At 65.7% G+C, this 18,300-nt stretch carries 18 protein-coding genes; 7 read left to right on the top strand and 11 right to left on the bottom strand.

Annotated features, from left to right (window positions below; translation table 11 throughout):
- Positions 1-5 precede the first annotated feature (5 nt).
- From OIE68_RS09770 to OIE68_RS09760, 3 genes are read left to right on the top strand one after another with little or no spacing between them, the layout of a single operon-like run.
- Positions 6-581 carry a cupin domain-containing protein gene (locus tag OIE68_RS09770; protein WP_327099052.1) on the top strand — a complete coding sequence of 192 codons (576 nt, stop codon included), beginning with the start codon at positions 6-8 and terminating at the stop codon, positions 579-581.
- A complete protein-coding gene (locus tag OIE68_RS09765; protein WP_327099051.1) occupies positions 578-2,524 on the top strand; it encodes an acetoacetate--CoA ligase in 1,947 nt (648 codons plus the stop codon). Before OIE68_RS09770 ends, OIE68_RS09765 begins: the two co-directional genes overlap by 4 nt.
- Positions 2,521-3,474 carry a fumarylacetoacetate hydrolase family protein gene (locus OIE68_RS09760; RefSeq protein ID WP_327099050.1) on the top strand — a complete coding sequence of 318 codons (954 nt, stop codon included), beginning with the start codon at positions 2,521-2,523 and terminating at the stop codon, positions 3,472-3,474. Before OIE68_RS09765 ends, OIE68_RS09760 begins: the two co-directional genes overlap by 4 nt.
- Positions 3,475-3,862: 388 nt before the next feature.
- Here the strand turns inward: OIE68_RS09760 and OIE68_RS09755 are convergent, their stop codons facing one another.
- From OIE68_RS09755 to OIE68_RS09740, 4 genes are all read right to left on the bottom strand, one after another.
- A complete protein-coding gene (locus OIE68_RS09755) occupies positions 3,863-4,801 on the bottom strand; it encodes a VOC family protein (RefSeq protein ID WP_327099049.1) in 939 nt (312 codons plus the stop codon).
- A 38-nt stretch (positions 4,802-4,839) separates the two neighbouring features.
- Positions 4,840-6,354: a bifunctional 3-(3-hydroxy-phenyl)propionate/3-hydroxycinnamic acid hydroxylase gene (locus OIE68_RS09750; RefSeq protein ID WP_327099048.1), complete on the bottom strand. Its 1,515-nt coding sequence runs from the start codon at positions 6,352-6,354 to the stop codon at positions 4,840-4,842.
- A 109-nt stretch (positions 6,355-6,463) separates the two neighbouring features.
- Positions 6,464-6,901, bottom strand: a complete 438-nt coding sequence (locus tag OIE68_RS09745) for a hotdog fold thioesterase (protein WP_327099047.1) — start codon at positions 6,899-6,901, stop codon at positions 6,464-6,466.
- On the bottom strand, positions 6,898-7,764 hold the full coding sequence (locus OIE68_RS09740; protein WP_327099046.1) for an ABC transporter substrate-binding protein: 867 nt from the start codon (positions 7,762-7,764) through the stop codon (positions 6,898-6,900). The genes OIE68_RS09745 and OIE68_RS09740 overlap by 4 nt, the downstream gene beginning before the upstream one ends.
- 232 nt (positions 7,765-7,996) lie before the next feature.
- Between OIE68_RS09740 and OIE68_RS09735 the strand changes: the two genes are divergently transcribed.
- The 3 genes from OIE68_RS09735 (at position 7,997) to OIE68_RS09725 (ending at position 9,441) form a co-directional block, all read left to right on the top strand.
- Entirely contained in the window at positions 7,997-8,188 is a 192-nt protein-coding gene (locus OIE68_RS09735) for a ferredoxin (RefSeq protein WP_327099045.1), read from the top strand.
- A gap of 31 nt (positions 8,189-8,219) precedes the next feature.
- The gene (locus tag OIE68_RS09730; RefSeq protein ID WP_327099044.1) at positions 8,220-8,699 is read left to right on the top strand and encodes a hypothetical protein; all 480 of its coding nucleotides are present in this window, start codon (positions 8,220-8,222) and stop codon (positions 8,697-8,699) included.
- A 172-nt stretch (positions 8,700-8,871) separates the two neighbouring features.
- Positions 8,872-9,441, top strand: a complete 570-nt coding sequence (locus tag OIE68_RS09725; RefSeq protein WP_327101626.1) for a cytochrome P450 — start codon at positions 8,872-8,874, stop codon at positions 9,439-9,441.
- 128 nt (positions 9,442-9,569) lie between these two features.
- On the opposite strand, the gene OIE68_RS09720 is transcribed toward OIE68_RS09725, so the two are convergent.
- The 3 genes from OIE68_RS09720 to OIE68_RS09710 are packed head-to-tail and all read right to left on the bottom strand — an operon-like array spanning position 9,570 to position 12,258.
- Positions 9,570-10,748 carry an NAD(P)/FAD-dependent oxidoreductase gene (locus OIE68_RS09720; protein ID WP_327099043.1) on the bottom strand — a complete coding sequence of 393 codons (1,179 nt, stop codon included), beginning with the start codon at positions 10,746-10,748 and terminating at the stop codon, positions 9,570-9,572.
- Positions 10,745-11,080, bottom strand: coding sequence for a non-heme iron oxygenase ferredoxin subunit (locus tag OIE68_RS09715; RefSeq protein ID WP_327099042.1), 336 nt, complete (start codon positions 11,078-11,080; stop codon positions 10,745-10,747). Before OIE68_RS09715 ends, OIE68_RS09720 begins: the two co-directional genes overlap by 4 nt.
- Positions 11,080-12,258, bottom strand: a complete 1,179-nt coding sequence (locus OIE68_RS09710; RefSeq protein ID WP_327099041.1) for a cytochrome P450 — start codon at positions 12,256-12,258, stop codon at positions 11,080-11,082. Before OIE68_RS09710 ends, OIE68_RS09715 begins: the two co-directional genes overlap by 1 nt.
- Positions 12,259-12,357: 99 nt before the next feature.
- Here OIE68_RS09710 and OIE68_RS09705 point away from each other — a divergent pair, with 99 nt between their 5' ends.
- Positions 12,358-13,281: a LysR family transcriptional regulator gene (locus OIE68_RS09705; protein WP_327099040.1), complete on the top strand. Its 924-nt coding sequence runs from the start codon at positions 12,358-12,360 to the stop codon at positions 13,279-13,281.
- Positions 13,282-13,297: 16 nt separating this feature from the next.
- Here OIE68_RS09705 and fdhD read toward each other — a convergent pair whose 3' ends face one another.
- The 4 genes from fdhD to OIE68_RS09685 are packed head-to-tail and all read right to left on the bottom strand — an operon-like array spanning position 13,298 to position 18,195.
- Positions 13,298-14,131, bottom strand: coding sequence for a formate dehydrogenase accessory sulfurtransferase FdhD (fdhD, locus tag OIE68_RS09700; RefSeq protein WP_327099039.1), 834 nt, complete (start codon positions 14,129-14,131; stop codon positions 13,298-13,300).
- Positions 14,128-16,434: an FdhF/YdeP family oxidoreductase gene (locus OIE68_RS09695; protein ID WP_327099038.1), complete on the bottom strand. Its 2,307-nt coding sequence runs from the start codon at positions 16,432-16,434 to the stop codon at positions 14,128-14,130. The genes fdhD and OIE68_RS09695 overlap by 4 nt, the downstream gene beginning before the upstream one ends.
- Positions 16,435-16,480: 46 nt before the next feature.
- Positions 16,481-17,113: an MBL fold metallo-hydrolase gene (locus OIE68_RS09690; RefSeq protein WP_327099037.1), complete on the bottom strand. Its 633-nt coding sequence runs from the start codon at positions 17,111-17,113 to the stop codon at positions 16,481-16,483.
- Entirely contained in the window at positions 17,110-18,195 is a 1,086-nt protein-coding gene (locus OIE68_RS09685) for an S-(hydroxymethyl)mycothiol dehydrogenase (RefSeq protein WP_327099036.1), read from the bottom strand. The genes OIE68_RS09690 and OIE68_RS09685 overlap by 4 nt, the downstream gene beginning before the upstream one ends.
- Between the last annotated feature and the right edge of the window lie 105 nt (positions 18,196-18,300).

The following is an 18,300-nucleotide window of genomic DNA, read 5'->3' as shown; positions in this document are numbered from 1 at the left end:
CCCCAATGAATGAGAACACCGTGATTTCGCCCGTTCGCCGCATCGTGACCGGTCACGATGAGAACGGCCGATCGATTATCGTCAGCGACGACGCCTGTCCGAATGTCTTTGCCTCCGAGGATGTTCCGGGCTTCGGTGCGAGCGTCGCCTGGATGACCGAACCCGGCGACATCTCCAATGCTGGCAATGAGGACACGGCCGCCGCCGACACGCAGGTGCCCATGTACCCCAAGGCCGGCGGCAGCATCTTCCGGATCGCCACCTTCCCGCCGGACGCCGCCTACAGCGACCAGGCGTCGACGACGCTGTTCAGTGAGTTCGGCGGGGAGCACGCCCGCGCCGCGGCTGAGGAGGACGCCCGGCACTTCTGGTTCCACCGCACCGATTCCCTCGACTACGGCATCGTGCTCGACGGCGAGATCTGGCTGATGACCGACGAGGGCGAGTGCCTGATGAAGGCCGGGGATGTCGTCGTCCAGCGTGGCACCAGCCATTCGTGGTCCAACCGCAGCGACAAGCCGTGCCGGATGGCGTTCATTCTGCTCGGCTCGCTGCCGCTGTTCGACGAGGCGCAGCCGTGACCGGCGATGTGGTGTGGTCGCCTTCGTCGGAACGTGTGGCTGCCGCGGAAGTGACCCGTTTCCGCGCCGGTCTGCACCCGGAGCTCCGTGATGCCGAGTATCTGGATCTGTGGCGCTGGTCGGTCGAACATCCGGATCGGTTCTGGTCGGCCATAGCCGATTTCGAGGATGTCCGGCTGGGTGGCGCGCCCGCCGGTCCGGTTGCGCCGGACGAAATGATCGGTGGCGCTTGGTTTCCCGGCCGCACCGTCAACTATGCCGAGCACATGCTGCGCAAGGCACCGGAGACCGCGCTGATCGTCGTGGACGACGACAACCGGTCTCATGCAATATCCAGCTCTGAGCTTCGCAACCAGGTCGCGGCCCTGGCCGCGGCGCTGCGTTCCATGGGTGTTGTACCCGGCGACCGGGTGGCCGCGGTATTGCCCAACCGTTCCGAAGCGGTAGTCGGACTGCTCGCCTGTGCGACGGTCGGGGCGATCTGGTCGGTGTGTTCGCCGGAGTTCGGCACCGATGCGATCGTCTCCCGCTTCGCCCAGCTGGCACCGCGGGTGCTCATCGCATCCGATGGCTATCGGCACGGTGGGCGCGAACACGCGCGGATCGTCGAAATGGCCGAGGTGACCAACCGGCTGCCGGGTCTCGAGAGGGTCATCTGGGTAGACCATCTCCGTCCCGGGACGCGTCCGGACTTCGAAGTCCCGGTGCACAGCTGGGATTTGGTCACCACCGGGCACACCGAACTCGAATTCACCGACCTGCCGTTCGAACACCCGCTGTGGGTACTGTTCTCTTCCGGCACAACAGGAATCCCCAAGGGCATCGTGCACGGTCACGGCGGTGTGCTGTTGGAGCATTTGAAGATGCTGCGCATCCACAGCGATGTACGGGCGGGCGATCGCTATATGAACGTCGCCAGCACAGCGTGGGTGGTCTGGAACATGCTGGTCTCCGGTCTCGGTGCCGGTGCGACGGTGGTGCTGCTCGACGGCAGCCCGGTCAAGCCCGAACTGGGCCGCGTCTGGCAGGTCGCGGCCGAACACCGCGTTGACGTCATGGGACTCAGCGCCGGCTACATCCACGCCTGCCTGAAGGCGGACGTCGTACCATCGCAGACCCGGCTGCGCACCCTACAGGTGACCGGATCGCCGCTGTCAGAGGCCGGATTCGACTGGGTCGGCGAGCATTTCGACGATATGTGGCTGTCGTCGATGAGCGGTGGCACCGACATAGCATCCATCTTCGTCGGCGGCGTCCCCGAACTGCCGGTCCGAAGGCCTCGGCTGCAGGCCCCGGCACTCGGTGTCGCGGTCGCGGCGTGGGACGCCGACGGTCGACCCGTCATCGGGGAACAGGGCGAGTTGGTGGTCACCAAGCCGATGCCGTCCATGCCGCTGCGATTCTGGAACGATCCAGACGATCATCGTTACCGCGCAAGCTATTTCGACATGTTCCCCGGAATCTGGCGGCACGGCGACTTCATCGAATTCGATGTCGACGGCAGTTCGGTGATTCACGGGCGTTCGGACTCTACGTTGAATCGCGGCGGCATCCGAATCGGTTCGGCCGAGATCTACCGGGTCGTCGAGGAATTCCCCGAGGTGCGCGAATCCCTCGTCGTGGGAGCCGAACTCGGCGCCGACGGCTACGACATGGTGCTGTTCGTGGCGGCGATCGACGGCACGAACAATGAGGCGCTGCGGAGCCGGATCGGCGAAGCACTGCGTTGGCTGCTGTCCCCGCGCCATGTCCCGGACGACATCGTCTTCATGCGCGCCATCCCGCATACCCGGACCGGAAAGAAGCTCGAGGTTCCCGTCAAGCGCATGCTGCAGGGCGCGGCTCTGACCGATGTGGTCGACCTCGGTGCCGTGGACGACAGTGGCCTGCTCCGGGAATACGAGGACTTCGCACACCAACGACACTCTGTGAGGACAGCATGAGCAATGAGGTCAGCTTTCAGATCGGTACGTTCGCCAACGGAGAACAGCCGCCCTATCCGGGCATTGTGGTGGCCGGTCGCGTGTACGACACGCGCACTGTCCTGCCATACCCGACGACGGCCGCGCTGCTGGGCGACTGGGAGCCTGCCCTGCGGTCCTTGCAGGACTTCGCGAATGCGGTGACCGGCGACGGTCGACCGGTCGAGGAGTTGCGTGCGCTCCCGCCGGTGCAGCAGCCGGGACAGATCTTCGCGGCGGGCGCGAACTACCGCGAGCACATCATCCAGATCACGGTTGCCCACCGCATCGGAACTCCCGGCGCGACCGAGGCCGAACTGCGTGAGCAAGCTGCCCGGGAGACCGATGAGCGGGCCGCCAATGGCGACCCCTATGTATGGGTCGGCGTGCCGTCATCGATCAGCGGTGCCTACGACGATGTGATCCTGCCGGCCGTGGGCGAAAACCACGACTGGGAACTGGAACTCGGCGTCATCATCGGCCGTCGGACTCGCGATGTCGGTGTGGCGGAGGCCGTCGACGCGATCGCCGGGTACACCATCTGCAATGACCTGACCACGCGAAGTCTGGTGCCCCGCACCGATATTCCGATGATGGGTACCGACTGGATGCGGGCGAAGAACGCGCCCACCTTCTACCCGACCGGACCGTATCTCACCCCGGCGAAATTCGTCGCGGACCCCCTCGATCTGGAGATCACCCTGCACCTCAACGGTGACCTGATGCAGAAGGGCTCGACCAGCGACATGCTGTTCGGTCCCGCACAGCTGATCTCCTACATCTCCCGCTACGCCACGCTCGAACCGGGCGACATGCTCATCACCGGCTCGCCCGCGGGCAACGGCTCACACCATGGCAGGTTCCTGCGTGCGGGTGACGTGATGGAGGCCGAGATCACCGGCCTCGGAAAGCAGCGCACCGTCTGCCGATAGCCCCGCGCCCAGGGCTGATCGCAGGCGAGCGCGCGAAGGGCCCGACCGCTGTACAACTGCGGTCGGGCCCTTCGACTGGTGCCGCCGGGATCGACCAGTGCCCGGCCCCCGGCGGCACTCAGGCCCCGATCTCGATGCGTTTCGCGCATATACGAGCTCGGGGCTTCGGCATGTCGCGGGCTAGAGAAGTCGGCGGCCCTGATCGCTGTGCCCGAAGGCGCGGGACGCGGCGGGGTAGATCATCGACCACATCTCGGCGGGCCCGCCTTGGAGACATTTGTCAGATGCAGGTGAGGACCCAGACGCGGCAGCCGCTCTTGAATGGGATGCGAAAGGGGCGGGGGCACACGAGATAACTCGTGTGCCCCCGCCCCTGTTCGGGCTCCGGTCACATAGGCGGTGGAACGAATACGCCCTTGTCCGGGTCGTTGAACATCTGCTTGCTGATCCACTCGTCCGCGGTCTCAGCGATTCCCCACACATCGGAGGTCGCCGGGTCGGAGACATCGAAGATGCTGGGATGCCAGGTGTCCTCGTCGATGGTGGCGAGCTCGGTGGTGTACTCCATGGTGTTGCCATGGGGGTCATGGAAATACGTGAAGGTGTTGTCTCCGGCGCGATGCCGGCCGGGGCCCCAGATCTTGGGGACTCCGGCGCGCATGAGACGCCCACTGCCATAGAGGTATTCGTCCAAGCCGCGCAATTCGAACGAGACATGGTTCAGCGCGGTATGCGGGCCGCGGGAGATCGCGATGCTGTGGTGCTGGTCGCTACAGCGCAGGAACCAGAACAGCCCGCCCATTCGCGGATGCGTGTTCGTATCGGACAGCCGGAAGTTCAGGTGCTTCTCATACCAGGCCGTCATCTTCTCCGGCTCGGGCGAATTGAACACCACGTGCGACAGGCGCACCGGGATGTCTTCCTTCTCCTCGATCTTGCGGTGCTTGCGGGTCTCCACGTCCGAGGACACCTCGACGGTGCGGCCCTCGAGGTCGAAGAAGCGGAAACCGTAACCGCCGCCTGGGGTTTGGAGGACATCGGGCTCGTTGATCAGCCGCACGCCCTCGCTGCCGAGTTTGGCGGCGAGCCCATCGACGGCCGCGCGGTCGGCCGCACCGAGCGAGATCAGGTCGAGCCGCTTCTCCGCGGCTTTGCGGACGCGCACGATGTACTGCTCGGGTGAGCCTTCCGCGGCGAAGTAGCTCACGTCGCGCTCGTCACCCGTGGTGGCCAAACCCCAGTGCTTGGCATAGAACTCGACTTGTTTGTCGTAGTCGGGCACGGCGATGTCGACGTGGCGCAGATGGGTGATCGGACTGAACGACATTCTTCCTCCTTCGAAATTCAATCTGCCGGTGCCGGCTTCTACGCCACGACGGGCGCGGCGGGCGTCGGCGGTGCGGCGGTGAGCGCGGGGATCATGGTGAGCAACTCCGCCAGTCGCGTCGCGGTGTCGGCGGCGCCGAGCACATACCGGTCCGGCCTCACCACGACGGCGTGCGAGTCGACCGCGGTGAGAAGCTCGCGGACCTGTTCAGGATTGGTCAGAATGACAATCTCGGGATTGGCCTCCACCTCGATTCGCCGGTCCTCGGGGAGCCCAGCGAATAGATCGGCAGTGGTCGCCAGCAGGAAGCGCGCACCAACGATGTCGTCGAGGCGAGTCCCGTCCGCCAGCATGGGCTGCCTCGAGAGCTGTCCTGCGTTCGGATCGTCAGGACCCGCATGCAATCCCGGTCCGAGCGCCGGGAGGGGCGGATACACGTCCTGAGGGTGGCTGCGGATGTGCGCGTCGCGACCCGCGGCCGTTGCCGGATCGGTCGTCTGGACGAGATGGGCCATGGTGGCCGCCTTCTCCACCCAGTAGCGGGCATGCGGTAGCCGTTCGCTCTGGTAGGTATCGAGCAGGGCCGGCGCGGCGGTGCCGCGGGCTACCGCTTTCAGCTTCCACACCAGATTGGCGACATCGCGCATACCGGCGCAGAGACCTTGACCGAACAGCGGCGGCGCCTGGTGCGCGGCGTCGCCCGCGAGGAAGACGTTCCCGACGCGCCACTGCTCCGCGACGCGAGCCCGGAATGTGTAGATGGCGATCCGGTCGGGTTCGAAGTTGGTGACCGACAGAACGCCCCGGCTGATGCGCTCGATCGCCGAACGGGTCACGATCTCGGCGGGGTCGTCGCCGGGCATGACCTTGAATTCCATTCGTACGCGGTCGCCGGGCAACCGGACCCACAGTCCGGGCCGGGAATGGTGTCCGAGGAATGCCATCGTGCCGAGGAGGCCCGGGCCGCCGTGCAGCAGACCGTCGACGACCAGCCACGGGTCGTCGGAACCGAGCTTCTCGGTCTCGACGCCGAGTTGTCGCCGCACCGGCGAATGGGCGCCGTCACACGCGATCATCCAGCGGGCGGTAATGAATTCCGTCGCACCGTCGGCATTCTCGACCCGGCATCGCACACCGTCGGAGTCCTGCGTGAAATCGAGGAGCGTGCGCCCCGAACCCAGTCGTACATTCGGGTGCCGTTCGAGTTCCTCGCGCAGCAGCGCCTCCATATCCGGCTGATGGAACATCAAATCGTCATGCCATGCCTGAGTACCGAATTGACCGGTGGGCAGCTCGAAGAGGATCTCACCCTCTTCGTTCTCCATGCGGAATTCGGTCATCGGCTCGCAGATCGCGGACGCCCGCTCGCCGATGCCCAATGCCTGCAGTGTTCGCAGTGTTTCGCCGTCGAAATGCACGGCACGGGCATGCGGCCAGGTGGCGGCCTCGCGTTCGATTCCGATCGCGGAGATTCCCGCGCGTCCCAGCAGGGCGAGAGCGGTTGCCCCTACCGGTCCGCAACCGATGACAGCTACTTCGTAGTCGTACGACACCATCACTCCCTTGTGTACTAAACGTATCGTATCGAATCGACTGTACGTCGGTGCGGCGTGGATCACAATCCCCTCTGGTCGACGAGATTTCGTGCGGGTCCTCGGGTTGCTACTCCGGACGGCGTTCGCCGAGCAGGCTGCCGCGTGCTCGGAATTCGGCGATCACTTCGTCGGCACATCGGACGGTCACATCGCAAACCATCGTCCGTCCGGAGCGGGAGCGGACGATCGCCTCGGCGGTCAAGACGTCACCGAGGTATGCCGGGCGAAGGAACTGGATATCAGCGGCAGCCGTCACCGCGGCGGAACCGAAACTATTTGCGGCACAAGCGAATGTGGTATCAGCCAGGGTGAAAACCAGTCCGCCGTGCAGGATCTTGTGGCCGTTGACCATGTTTGGCCGAACCGGCATGCGTGCCGATGCGCGACCCTGGCCTGCGGATACCATCTCGATCCCCAGCGTTCGCGATACTTGGTCGGTGGCCAGGAGTTCGCGCACCGCGTCGACGACACGGCCCTCGTCGGCCTCGTCGACGGCCGTAGTCACGGGGATACCGCCGAGGCCAGGGGAGCGGGCTCGAAAAGCTCGTCGACCGCGGGTGCGCCGGGGGGCATCATCGCCAACTCGGCGCGAATCGCGTAAAGGCGGCGTAGCCCGGCGGCCGCCGGTGTGAGCGAGTCCGGTGCGGACCGCAGGCTCGCGCGGGCCGAAAGTTCGGTGTACCCGCCCCGGATCAGCATGTCGACCGCATGCGCGGACTCGGCCGTGGCGAGCCAATGCCGAGCCCGGTCCAGGCAGGACAGGTAGGCGCTGATCGCCTCGGCGGATGCCAGCCCGGCCGGTCCGGCCACCAGTCCTTGCCCTGGATAGTCGGGCAGTTCGTCGCCGATGGCGAGTAGTACCGGCAAGCCCTCCCTGCGGGCCAGTTCGTCCAGAGGTGGTCCGAGCAGGGTTGCCGCGATCTCGCCGGCGAGCAAGGCGTCGTAGCGCTCGCGCACCCCACCCACCGGGGTCAGGGTGTAGTCGTCGGAGGTGAGTCCGTGCGAGCGCAGTAGGTGCCGCAGGACGATGGCGAACCCGTTGTCGACCGCGTCCACCCCCAGCTCGGCCCCGCGCAGAGCCGTGATCGTGTCGAAACCCTTGCGCCCCAACAGATGTAGCGGGGTGGTTCGCTCCACCTGCGCGAGCAGCCGGATCGAGGCTCCGGTGGCATTCCAGACGATCAGGTTGTCGATGGCCGTCACGGCCAGGTCGCAGTCTCCGGCGACGAGTTGGGCGCGCTGCTGGTCCGAGGATCGGGTGAGCGTGGTCTCGACCTCGACTCCCGCTTCGGCGAGGAAGCCGCGTTGGTCGGCTACGACATACAGCGGCGGGGGGACGAACACCGATTGGCGCAGTCGAACGGTCATGGGTGAATCTACCTTTCCTGGATCCCCGATTGGCGGAATCGCGCGTACGAAACGGTACGTCTAGTACACCATTACTCACTGTAGATGACGGTTCTCGGCCGGGGCCCTCTTCCCCTGATCAGGTGGACGGGAGGAAATTTCCGCGATTCGCCCATTTCTTCCATCTGCTCCACGTATCTTATGCAACGAAACGGATCGTTTCTGTTAATGCATCCGTGATCAGGAGGAGAACATGAGGATCAGCGCAGACCTCGCTCGTTGCGAAGGCCACGGACTCTGTGTGGACGCGGCGCCCGAGGTGTTCGACCTGGACGACGACGCCGTCGTGGTCGTCACCCGGGCGGTCGTACCGCCGGAGTTCGTCCGCAAAGCCGAGTCCGCGGCACGGCTGTGCCCGGTCGCCGCCCTGCACCTCGAGGCATAGCCGAAGTCGGCCCGTACCAAAGGATCTCCACATGCCCGTTCCCACGTCCGTTCTTGTTCCGCGGTCCGATATCGACCTGTTTTCCGATAAGGTGATGGCCGCTCCCTACGAGGTCTACCGCGAGCTGCGCGATGCGGGTCCGATTGTGTATCTGAACCGGATCGACGCGTACGCGATACCTCGATACGAGCAGGCTCGCGAAGTACTAGGGGACTGGAAGTCGTTCTCCTCATCCGATGTCGCGTTCAACGAGGCCGCCAAGGAGTTCATCAGCGATCGCGGCGTCATTCGCGCCGATCCGCCCTGGCACGATCAGATGCGCGGAGTGCTGGCCGAGCGGCTGGCGCCGCGCGCCGTGCGCGCCCTGCGACCCGAAATCGCGCGCCGTGCTGAGGAACTCGTCGATCGACTGGTCGATCAGCGAGGAACTCGTCGATCGACTGGTCGATCAGGGCTCATTCGACGCGGTTGCCGAGCTCGCCCACCGCTTCCCCGTCGACATCGTCGGTGATCTCATCGGGCTACCACGGGAGGGGCGTGCGGATCTGCTGCCGCTACTCGACGCGAACTTCAATACCTTCGGCCCCGATAACGACCGCACCCGTGCGTCGCTCCCTGCTCTGGACGCGTTGACCGAATATGTGACGGTTACCGTGACCCGCGACGCGCTGGCCGAGGGCAGTATGGGCCGCGCGGTCTACGAGGCAGCCGACGCCGGACGGATCCCACGTGAAGCCGCGCCCTTCCTTGTATTGGCCTATGTCGCCGCGGGTATGGATACGACGGTGCACGCGCTCGGCCATGCCGTGTGGTTGTTCGCCGAGAACCCCGACCAGTGGCAGGCGCTGCGCGCCGATCCGACGCTGGTTCCGCAGGCGCTGCGCGAGGTGTTGCGCTGTGAATCTCCGGCGCAACTATTCGGGCGCACCGCGCGAACGGATGTGACCCTCGAGGGCGTCGACCTGTCGGCAGGGTCGCGCCTGGCGGTCCTGTACGGCTCGGCCAATCGGGACGAGCGCAAATGGGCCGATGCCGATCGATTCGATATCACCCGTGCGAACACCGACCATCTCGGCTTCGGCTACGGGCTGCACGGCTGCGCGGGCCAGGCGCTGGCGGCGATTGAGGGCGAGGCGGTCCTGAACGCGTTGCTGCACAAGGTCAGCCACATCCACGCCGCCGCTCCGGTTCGTCACTACAACAATGTGTTGCGCGGCTTGGCATCTCTGCCGGTCACTGTGACGACCGGCTGATCTGACCGGCTCCCGGTCGAACATCCATCCGCACCCGGGCGCTCGACGGGGCGCTGGGCCGGACCACAAACAGTGAGTATTGGTATCGAAGTCCGGCACGGATGTACCGGACTTCGATATCACTGTCGTCAGTGAGCGGCTTCCCGGAGCGAATCAGTGTTCCGGCGTCGCCACTGTGTGAACTCGCGCGGCATGCTCCAGCCCAGCACCGCGGTGACGGCGTCGGCGCTGCGTTGCACTGCCACGAATCTCCCGTTGTCGACCGCCCCCTCGACGATGTCAACCGGAAGGTCCGGCTGGATTCGGCCGACCATTTGGATCCGGTGGCCGAACTGCTCGGACCAGAAGTACGGTGCGTCGAGATGTGGGGCACCCGGCGCTACACCCGTGAGGTGAGCTAGCAACGCTCGCGCCGCGGTGGCCGCCATGCCGGACGCCGACGTCCAATGCTCCACTCGAATCTGCCGGTCGCCGCGCTGGAATCGCGCCACGTCGCCAGCGGCCACGATGCCCGCCACATTCGTCCGGCCCCAGGCATCGGTCAGCACGCCGTTGTCGCAGAGCACGCCGGATCCCTCGAGCCACTCCGTATTGGGAATCGCGCCGATGCCGACGAGGACCAGGTCGGCCGATAGTCGCGTGCCATCATCCAGCACGACGGCCGAGACCCGCTGAGCGCCATCGAATTCGGAGACTGTGTGGCGGGTGCGAAGCTCGACGTTGTGGTCGTTCATCGTCCGACGGAGCAGATCGGAAGCCACTCGGCCCAGGTGCGCCTGAAACGGCTGTCCCTCGGCTTCCACAATGGTCACCTGTTTGCCGAGAGCGGCCGCCGTGGAGGCGACTTCGGCGCCGATGAAACCGGCGCCCACGATCACAACCCGCTGCGCGGACTCGAGTGACTGCCGAAGCGCGATGGCATCGTCGAGAGTGCGCAGGACGCGAATTCCGGTTAGCCTGTCGCCCTTGGGAATTCGCCGGGCACGGGCTCCGGTGGCGATGACAATTCCATCGGTGGCCAAGGTTTCCCCGTCACCGATGGTCACCTGCCCCGTCCGCAGGCGGGTCGCCCCCGGTCCCAATACCCAGCGTGCGTCGAGGGATTCGTGAGAGGCGCTGTCCGCCAACGCGATATCGGCGATCTCGACCTTGCCGAGCAGGAAGTCCTTGGACAGGGGTGGGCGATCGTAAGGCAGGTGGGGCTCGTCCCCGATGATGGTCAACTCACCGTCGAATCCCTCCGCGCGCAGGGTTTCGGCGGCCCGCAGGCCCGCCAGCGATGCGCCGACCACGGCGATGTGGGTCACGATCGCGCCTCCACGAGGAAGACTTGGCCATTCTCGACCACCACGGGGAACGTGGCGATCGGTGTACGGGCCGGGGGGACATCGGGCGACCCGGTCGCCAGATCGAAACGTGATTCGTGCAGCGGACACTCGACGCAGCCGTCCTCGACCCAGCCGTCGGACAGCGAGGCGGTCTGATGGCTGCAGGTATCGGCGATACAGAAGATCTCGCCATCCGAGTCGGCTACCGCGAGGGGGATGTCGATCCCCGGCACATCGGTGACGCGGATGATGCCGTTCGCGGGAACGTCCGAGCGGTCGCACAGTTTGATTCGAATCATGGTGTCGCTCATTACTTCTCCGTCTGGTCGAACAGCACCGGCACCGATGCCGGTCCGCGGAACTGCCAGCCGACGAACTGCGGTTCGTCGGCGGGTCGGATGCCGGGCAGATCGAGGATCCGGGGCACGGCGGCGCGCATCATCGCGCGCACCAGGTGACTGCCGAGGCAGAAATGCGCACCGACGGAGAAACCGAGGTGATCTTCCAGGGCTGGGCGGTCGATATCGAACGTCTCCGGATCGGTGAACTTCCGCTCGTCGTAGTCGGCCGACATCGCCAGCACGAGAACGGTATCGCCAGCTTTCAAATCCGCTGCGGAACTGGAGAAGTCTTGGATCAGTCGGCGCGGGTAACTGCCTACCGGTGTCAGCCACCGCACGGATTCGTCGATGGCGCGCTCGAATGCCGCACTGTCCTCGCGGACCCGCTTCCGAGTCTCGGGGTGGGTCATCAGCAGCCATGGCAGGGTCGCGATCGCGTCGCGGGCGTCATTGAAACCTCCGGCGATCATGAGCTGGACATTGGCCGCGATCTCCTCGAGGGACAGCGGGTCCTCCGGGCTGGCATGGGCCATGGCCGAGACCACCGTGGCGTCGGGCTCGCGACGCACCCGTTCGATGGCGAGCCGGACTGCTTCGGTGTTCTCGGCTCGCGCGTTCTCGACTACCTTCCACACCTCAGGGTCATCGCTGTTATTGATGAATCCGCCGATGTAGGCGTCGGACCAGCGATGGATGTCCTCGGATGTGGCGTCGAGGAGACCGAGCACCTCCCGCAGGCAGGCCCCGGTGAAGCCATTGGCGAAATCAGCCGCCAGATCGGCCTGGCCGCGAACGCGAAGTGGCTCGAGGTACTGCCGGGCGAGGTCGTCGATGACCTCGGGCCAGGCGCGCTGGATCGAGCGGCGCTTGAGCGGCTCGTCACCGGAGCCACGGAGGCGTCGGTGAAGGTCTCCTTCACTGCGGATCATGGTCTGCCCGAGGGTGCGAGTGAGCAGCGCGCCCGGAATCTCGGTGGAGAAGATCTCCGGATGCGAGTCCACGAAGACCACGTCCTCGAAACGGCTGACCAGCCACATTTTCATGGTTTCGGACCAGGTCCAGCGTTCGGACTCGCGCAGGGTGGCGAAGGTGGGAAAGGGGTCGACCATCATGGCGTCGAGGTCGAGATCGATTTGCGGTGTCGGCACCGAATTCCTCCTCATCGAGGGTGTTGCACCTCATGAGTGTGATCCAAGCCATCTCCCATGAAAAGCACATATATCGGGCGTCTGATCTAAGTTATCCTTATGAAGTCGCTAGACGTCACGTTGCGCCAGCTCGAATACTTCGTGGCCACCGTCGAACGGGGAACATTGAGCGCGGCGGCCGCCGAGTTCCATGTTTCGCAGACCGCGGTGTCGCTGGCCATCAGCCAGCTGGAGAAGGCGCTCGGCGTCCAGGTTCTGGTGCGCCGACCCGCCAAAGCGCCCGCGCTGACGGCTGCGGGGCGGCAGTTGCTCGGCGATGCCCGGCAGGTGCTAGGACATGTGGGTGAGCTCGAAAGCGCCGTGCGCACCATCGGACAGGACATTTCGGGACAGCTCTCCATCGGCTGCTTCCCGACGATCACCCCGTTCGTGATGGGCAGGATTCTCGAAGAGGTGCCCATCCGATATCCGGAATTGGAGATCGATCTCGTCGAGGACACCGTCGAAGGTCTGCAGCGGCGGCTGGCGGACGGCCTGTGCGATCTGGCGATCATGTACGACATCGGTTTGGGCAGCGATGTCACGACGCTGCCGCTGTACTCCTGCCCGCCCTACGCTGTGCTGCCCGCAGGACATCGATTCGCCACGCGGCGCACCGTCGCGCTGTCCGAGCTGATCGACGAGCCGATGGTGATGATCGACATGCCTCCCAGCTTGGAGTTTTTCACCGGACGCATAGCGGAGGCCGGCTATGCGCCGGATATCCGTTTCCGGACCAGAAGCGTCGAGACAGTGCGCACCTTCGTGGGTCGCGGCATGGGCTGGGCGGTGCTGCTGCACCGGCCCGGGACCGAGCGTAGCTATGACGGCAGTGCGGTTGCCTCAGTCGATCTCGAAGGGATGGGAGCGCCGGTCGACGTTCTGCTGGTCATGAATTCCAGTGCCCGGATGACGCGGCGTGCGCGAGCTTTCGCGGAGATGGCTCCGGAAGTGTTGCGCACCGGCCCGGTACTAGCCCGCTGACCCCGCGAGCCCGGTGTCACACGGCCGCGACGGCCTCGTCGATGCCGATACGCTGTGCATCGGTATAGATGTTCATGGTCTCGCCGCGCAGGAAGCCGACGAGGGTGAGCCCGGCATCGGCGGCTAGGTCCACCGCCAGAGAGCTGGGGGCCGAGACCGCGCCCAGCACGGGAATACCCGCCATCACGGCCTTCTGCACCAGCTCGAACGAGGCCCTGCTGCTCACGATGAGGGCGAGATCCGCTGCGGGAATACGGTTTTCGCGCACAGCCCAGCCGATCACCTTGTCGACGGCATTGTGCCGACCGACATCCTCGCGGACCACGAGGGCAGTGCCGTCCCGCGTGAACAGGCCGGCCGCGTGCAGCCCGCCGGTGACGGCGAAGGCCGTCTGATGTAACCGGAGCTCATCGGGTAGGGCGGACAGGACTGTCGAATCGATCGTGAAATCGCCGTAGGGCGGCCGGAATCGGGTGCGGGTCCGGACCTCGTCGAGTGTGGTCTTACCGCAGAGGCCGCAGGCGCTGTTGGTGATGAAGCGTCGACTCGGCAGCGGTGTGGGCGTGCGCAGCCGGATATCGAGAACGTTGTAGGTGTTGTGGTCATAGGCGTCGGTTCCGGCGCAGTAGCGGGCGGAGACGATATCGTCGACCGAGTCGATGATGTTCTCGCTGAACAGGAATCCGTACGCCAGATCGATATCGCTGCCCGGGGTGCGCATGGTGACGGTCAACGGTTCGCCGCCGATGCGCAGTTCGAGGGGTTCTTCGACGGCGAGGGTGTCGGGGCGACGGACTTCCCCGGCGGGCGTTATCCGAATCGTCTTGCGACGGGTCGTGATTCGGCTCATCGCTGTACCTGGTCGCTGGCTTCCAGGCGGATCGTGACGGCCTTGGAGACCGGCGTATTGGACCGTTCGGCGACGTGGCCGAGCGGGACCAGCGGATTGGTTTCGGGGTAGTAGGCGGCGGCATTGCCCCGGGGAGTGGAATAGGGGACCAGCCGGAAGCCGGTGACCCTGCGTTCGATGCCGTCGGTCCACTCCGATACCAGATCCACCAGGTCGTCTTCGGCGAAACCGAGGGCGGCGATATCGTCGGGATGCACCAGAACGACCCTGCGCCCGTTGTGGATTCCACGGTAACGATCGTCGAGTCCGTAGATGGTGGTGTTGTACTGGTCGTGGCTGCGCAGGGTCTGCAGGATAAGGCGGCCTTCGGGGACGGGCAGCCAGTGCAGGTCGTTGACCGCGAAATTGGCCTTGCCGGTGGGTGTGTGGAACTCGCGAGTGTCGCGGGGAGGGTGCGGCAACTGGAAGCCGTCGCGGCGGCGCACCCGCTTGTTGTAATCGGCGCAGCCGGGCACTACGCGGGCGATGGCGTCTCGGATGGCGTCGTAATCGCGCCGGAATTCCGCCCAGGGGACGGAGTGGTCCGGGCCGAACAGTTCCTCGGCCAGCTCGCAGACGATGGCGACCTCGCTGCGCAGCTGATCGCCGACCGGCCGCAGCCGTCCGGTGGACAGGTGCACCATCGACATCGAATCCTCCACCGACACTTGCTGTTTGACTCCGGCAGGGGAGAGGTCGAGGTCGCTGCGGCCGAGGGTGGGCAGGATGAGTGCGGTGCTGCCGTGGACAACGTGGCTGCGATTTAGTTTCGTCGAGACGTGGACGGTAAGCGCGCAGTTGCGCAGCGCGGACTCGGTGGCGTCGGTGTCGGGGGCGGCGGAGACGAAATTGCCGCCCATGCCGAAGAACACCGTGGCACGCCCGTCCCGCATGGCGCGAATGGCGTCGACGGCGTCATAGCCGTGGCGGCGCGGGCTGGTGATGCCGAATTCGGAATCCAGTGCGGCGAGGAAGGTTTCGGGCATCTTCTCCCAGATGCCCATGGTGCGGTCGCCCTGCACGTTCGAATGCCCGCGGACCGGGCACACACCCGCGCCCGGTTTGCCGATCATGCCGCGTAGCAGCAGCAGGTTCGTGCCCTCCTCGATGGTGGCGACCCCGTGACGCTGTTGGGTGAGGCCCATGGCCCAGCACAGAATGGTCGCCTTCGAACCGGCCAACAGTGCGGCAGCCTGTTCCAGCTGTTGGTGAGTCAAGCCGGTCGCTTCCTCGACGAGAGCGAGATCGACTGCGCGCATGTGCTTTTCGTATGAGGCGAAGCCTGCGGTCCGAGTGTCGACGAACTCCCGGTCGACCACGGTGCCAGGCGCGCGGTCATCGGCCTCGAACAGCAACCTGCCCAGCCCTTGGAACAGCGCCATATCGCCGCCGAGGCGGATTTGCAGGAATTCATCGGCAATGGTGACGCCGGTGGCGAGGCCCTTGACCGTCTGTGGATCTCGGAAGCCGACTAGTCCGGTCTCGGGCAGGGGATTGATCGCGATGATCTTCGCCCCCGCCGCCTTGGCCTTCTGCAACGCCGACAGCATGCGCGGGTGGTTGGTGCCGGGATTCTGTCCAGCCACCACGATCAGGTCGGCTTTTTCGAAGTCGTCTATCGACACCGAACCCTTGCCGATGCCGATGGAGCCGGTCAGCGCGGTGCCGGAGGATTCGTGGCACATGTTCGAGCAGTCCGGCAGGTTGTTGGTGCCGAAGCTACGCACGAGCAGTTGATAGAGGAACGCGGTCTCGTTGGCGGTGCGGCCGGAGGTGTAGAACAGAGCATCGTCAGGAGAGGTGAGGTCGCGCAACTTGGCCGCGATCAATCGGTAGGCGTCCGCCCAGTCGATGGGGGAGTAGTGAGTGTCGCCGGGCCGCAAGACCATTGGATGGGTCAGACGTCCCTGCTGGCCGAGCCAGTACCCGGTCTTCTCCGAAAGCTCCCGCACCGAATGCCGGGCGAAGAATTCCGGTCCGACGGTGCGCAGCGTCGCTTCTTCAGCGACAGCCTTCGCTCCGTTCTCGCAGAACTCGGCCGGTCGGCGATGCCCGGCAGGCTCGGGCCACGCGCAGCCCGGGCAGTCGAAGCCGTGCCGCTGATTGACGCGGGTCAGGGTACGCGCCGTGCGGAGCACGCCCATCTCCGCGACTGCACGGTCCAAGGCCACCGTCACCGCTGTCACGCCCGCCGCCTGGGTTTTCGGGGCGGTGACGGAGAGCTCGGACTCGTCGACGTCCCGTGTCGGCGCGTTGCGGTGCATGGCGGGGAATCACTCTCTTTCGAAATGCGAAGGGGCGCTGGGCAGATCAGAACCCGCGGGCGATCCACTCCGCCAGGTGGGGTGCTTCGGTGCCGATGGTCGTGCCGTCACCGTGGCCGGTGTAGACACGGGTGTGCTCCGGGAGCGTGAGCAGGCGGTCGCGGATGGAACCGATAATGGTGGGGAAATCCGAGAACGACCGGCCGGTGGCCCCCGGTCCGCCCGCGAACAAGGTGTCGCCCGAGAACAGGGTGTCGGCCTCGGGGATGTACAGGCACACCGACCCCGGTGAGTGGCCGGGCGCGTGGATGACGTGCAGCTCCGTCCCCGCTATGGCAATGCGCTGTCCGTCGGTGAGCGGCCAGTATGACTCACCTGGGTGTGTCAGCTGCCAGAGCGAGTCGTCTCCGGGGTGCACCAGAACGGGCGCATAGACATCTTCGGCGAGTTGCGGGGCGAAGGTGACGTGGTCGTTGTGCCCGTGGGTGCATGCGACGGCGACGACATCGCGGTCGCCGATGGCCTCCATGACTGGTTTGGCGTCATGGGCCGCGTCGATGACGATCACTTGGTCGTCATCGCCCACCACCCAGACATTGTTGTCGACATCCCAGGAACCGCCATCGAGTTCGAAGACGCCGGAAGTCACCACCTGCTCGATGCGGAGCCGGCCACTCACAGCACGACCACCGACCGCAGCACCTTGCCCTCGTGCATGGTGTGGAATGCCTGCTCCACCTCGTCGAGGGTGATGCGTTCGGTGACGAACTTGTCCAAGGGCAGGCGTCCCTGCCGGTACAGGTCGATCAGCATCGGGAAGTCCCGGTCGGGCAGACAGTCGCCATACCAGGAGGATTTGAGCGCTCCTCCGCGGGAGAAGAAGTCGATCATCGGCATCTCCAGCCGCATATCCGGGGTGGGGACGCCCACCAGCACCACGGTGCCGGCGAGATCGCGGGCGTAGAACGCCTGCCGCCAGGTTTCGGGACGGCCCACGGCATCGATCACGACGTCGGCGCCGAACCCGCCGGTGAGCTCCTGGACGGCGGCCACCGTATCGGTGGTGGCGGCATTGATGGTGTGAGTGGCACCGAGGTCGGTGGCCCACGCTAGTTTTCGCTCATCACGGTCGACGGCGATGATCGTGGACGCTCCGGCCAGCCGGGCACCGACGATGGCGGCGTCCCCGACGCCGCCACAGCCGATCACCGCCACCGAGTCGCCGCGGCCGACGTTCCCGGTGTTGACCGCGGCACCGAGCCCGGCCATGACGCCGCAGCCGATCAAGCCCGCGACCGCCGGATCGGCGGCGGGGTCGACCTTGGTGCACTGGCCGGCATGGACGAGGGTCTTCTCGGCGAACGCGCCGATACCGAGTGCTGGGGTGAGTTCGGTTCCGTCGGTCAGCGTCATCTTCTGCGTGGCGTTGAAGGTGTCGAAACAGTACTGCGGGCGGCCCCGCCGGCAGGCCCGGCAGCTGCCGCACACGGCCCGCCAATTCAGAATGACAAAATCGCCGACCTCGACGGAATCGACTCCCGCGCCGACGCTTTCGACCGTGCCCGCCGCTTCGTGGCCGAGCAGGAAGGGGAACTCGTCGTTGATACCGCCCTCTCGGTAGGTGAGGTCGGTATGGCACACGCCGCACGCGGCGACGGCGACTACAACCTCGCCCGGCCCAGGATCGGGGACGATGATGTCGGTCAACTCGACCGGTGCGCCCGGCTTACGGGCGATGACTCCACGGACCTGCTGCGTCATAACTGGCGGTTCCTCCGATGATTGATCGATGCGTTCACGCGCATGGTTAGGCAGCGAGGCTAGCTCCGGGCGATCCGATCGCGGACCTGGCCGGACGGACAGTAC

It is taken from the genome of Nocardia vinacea, from assembly GCF_035920345.1.
In the GTDB taxonomy this organism is placed as follows: Bacteria; Actinomycetota; Actinomycetes; order Mycobacteriales; family Mycobacteriaceae; genus Nocardia; species Nocardia vinacea_A.
The sequence above is the reverse complement of the archived record's forward strand: the minus strand, read 5'-3'. Positions and strand labels throughout refer to the sequence as shown.

What these genes read in the sequence shown, in the direction of transcription:
- OIE68_RS09725 (WP_327101626.1), top strand. Translation starts at nt 8,872, where the DNA reads ATGGGCCGCGCGGTCTACGAGGCAGCCGACGCCGGACGGATCCCACGT.
- OIE68_RS09735 (WP_327099045.1), top strand. Translation starts at nt 7,997, where the DNA reads ATGAGGATCAGCGCAGACCTCGCTCGTTGCGAAGGCCACGGACTCTGT.
- OIE68_RS09695 (WP_327099038.1), bottom strand. Translation starts at nt 16,434, where the DNA reads ATGCACCGCAACGCGCCGACACGGGACGTCGACGAGTCCGAGCTCTCC.
- OIE68_RS09705 (WP_327099040.1), top strand. Translation starts at nt 12,358, where the DNA reads ATGAAGTCGCTAGACGTCACGTTGCGCCAGCTCGAATACTTCGTGGCC.
- OIE68_RS09760 (WP_327099050.1), top strand. Translation starts at nt 2,521, where the DNA reads ATGAGCAATGAGGTCAGCTTTCAGATCGGTACGTTCGCCAACGGAGAA.
- OIE68_RS09740 (WP_327099046.1), bottom strand. Translation starts at nt 7,764, where the DNA reads ATGACCGTTCGACTGCGCCAATCGGTGTTCGTCCCCCCGCCGCTGTAT.
- OIE68_RS09685 (WP_327099036.1), bottom strand. Translation starts at nt 18,195, where the DNA reads ATGACGCAGCAGGTCCGTGGAGTCATCGCCCGTAAGCCGGGCGCACCG.
- OIE68_RS09715 (WP_327099042.1), bottom strand. Translation starts at nt 11,080, where the DNA reads ATGAGCGACACCATGATTCGAATCAAACTGTGCGACCGCTCGGACGTT.
- OIE68_RS09770 (WP_327099052.1), top strand. Translation starts at nt 6, where the DNA reads ATGAATGAGAACACCGTGATTTCGCCCGTTCGCCGCATCGTGACCGGT.
- OIE68_RS09730 (WP_327099044.1), top strand. Translation starts at nt 8,220, where the DNA reads ATGCCCGTTCCCACGTCCGTTCTTGTTCCGCGGTCCGATATCGACCTG.
- fdhD (WP_327099039.1), bottom strand. Translation starts at nt 14,131, where the DNA reads ATGAGCCGAATCACGACCCGTCGCAAGACGATTCGGATAACGCCCGCC.
- OIE68_RS09755 (WP_327099049.1), bottom strand. Translation starts at nt 4,801, where the DNA reads ATGTCGTTCAGTCCGATCACCCATCTGCGCCACGTCGACATCGCCGTG.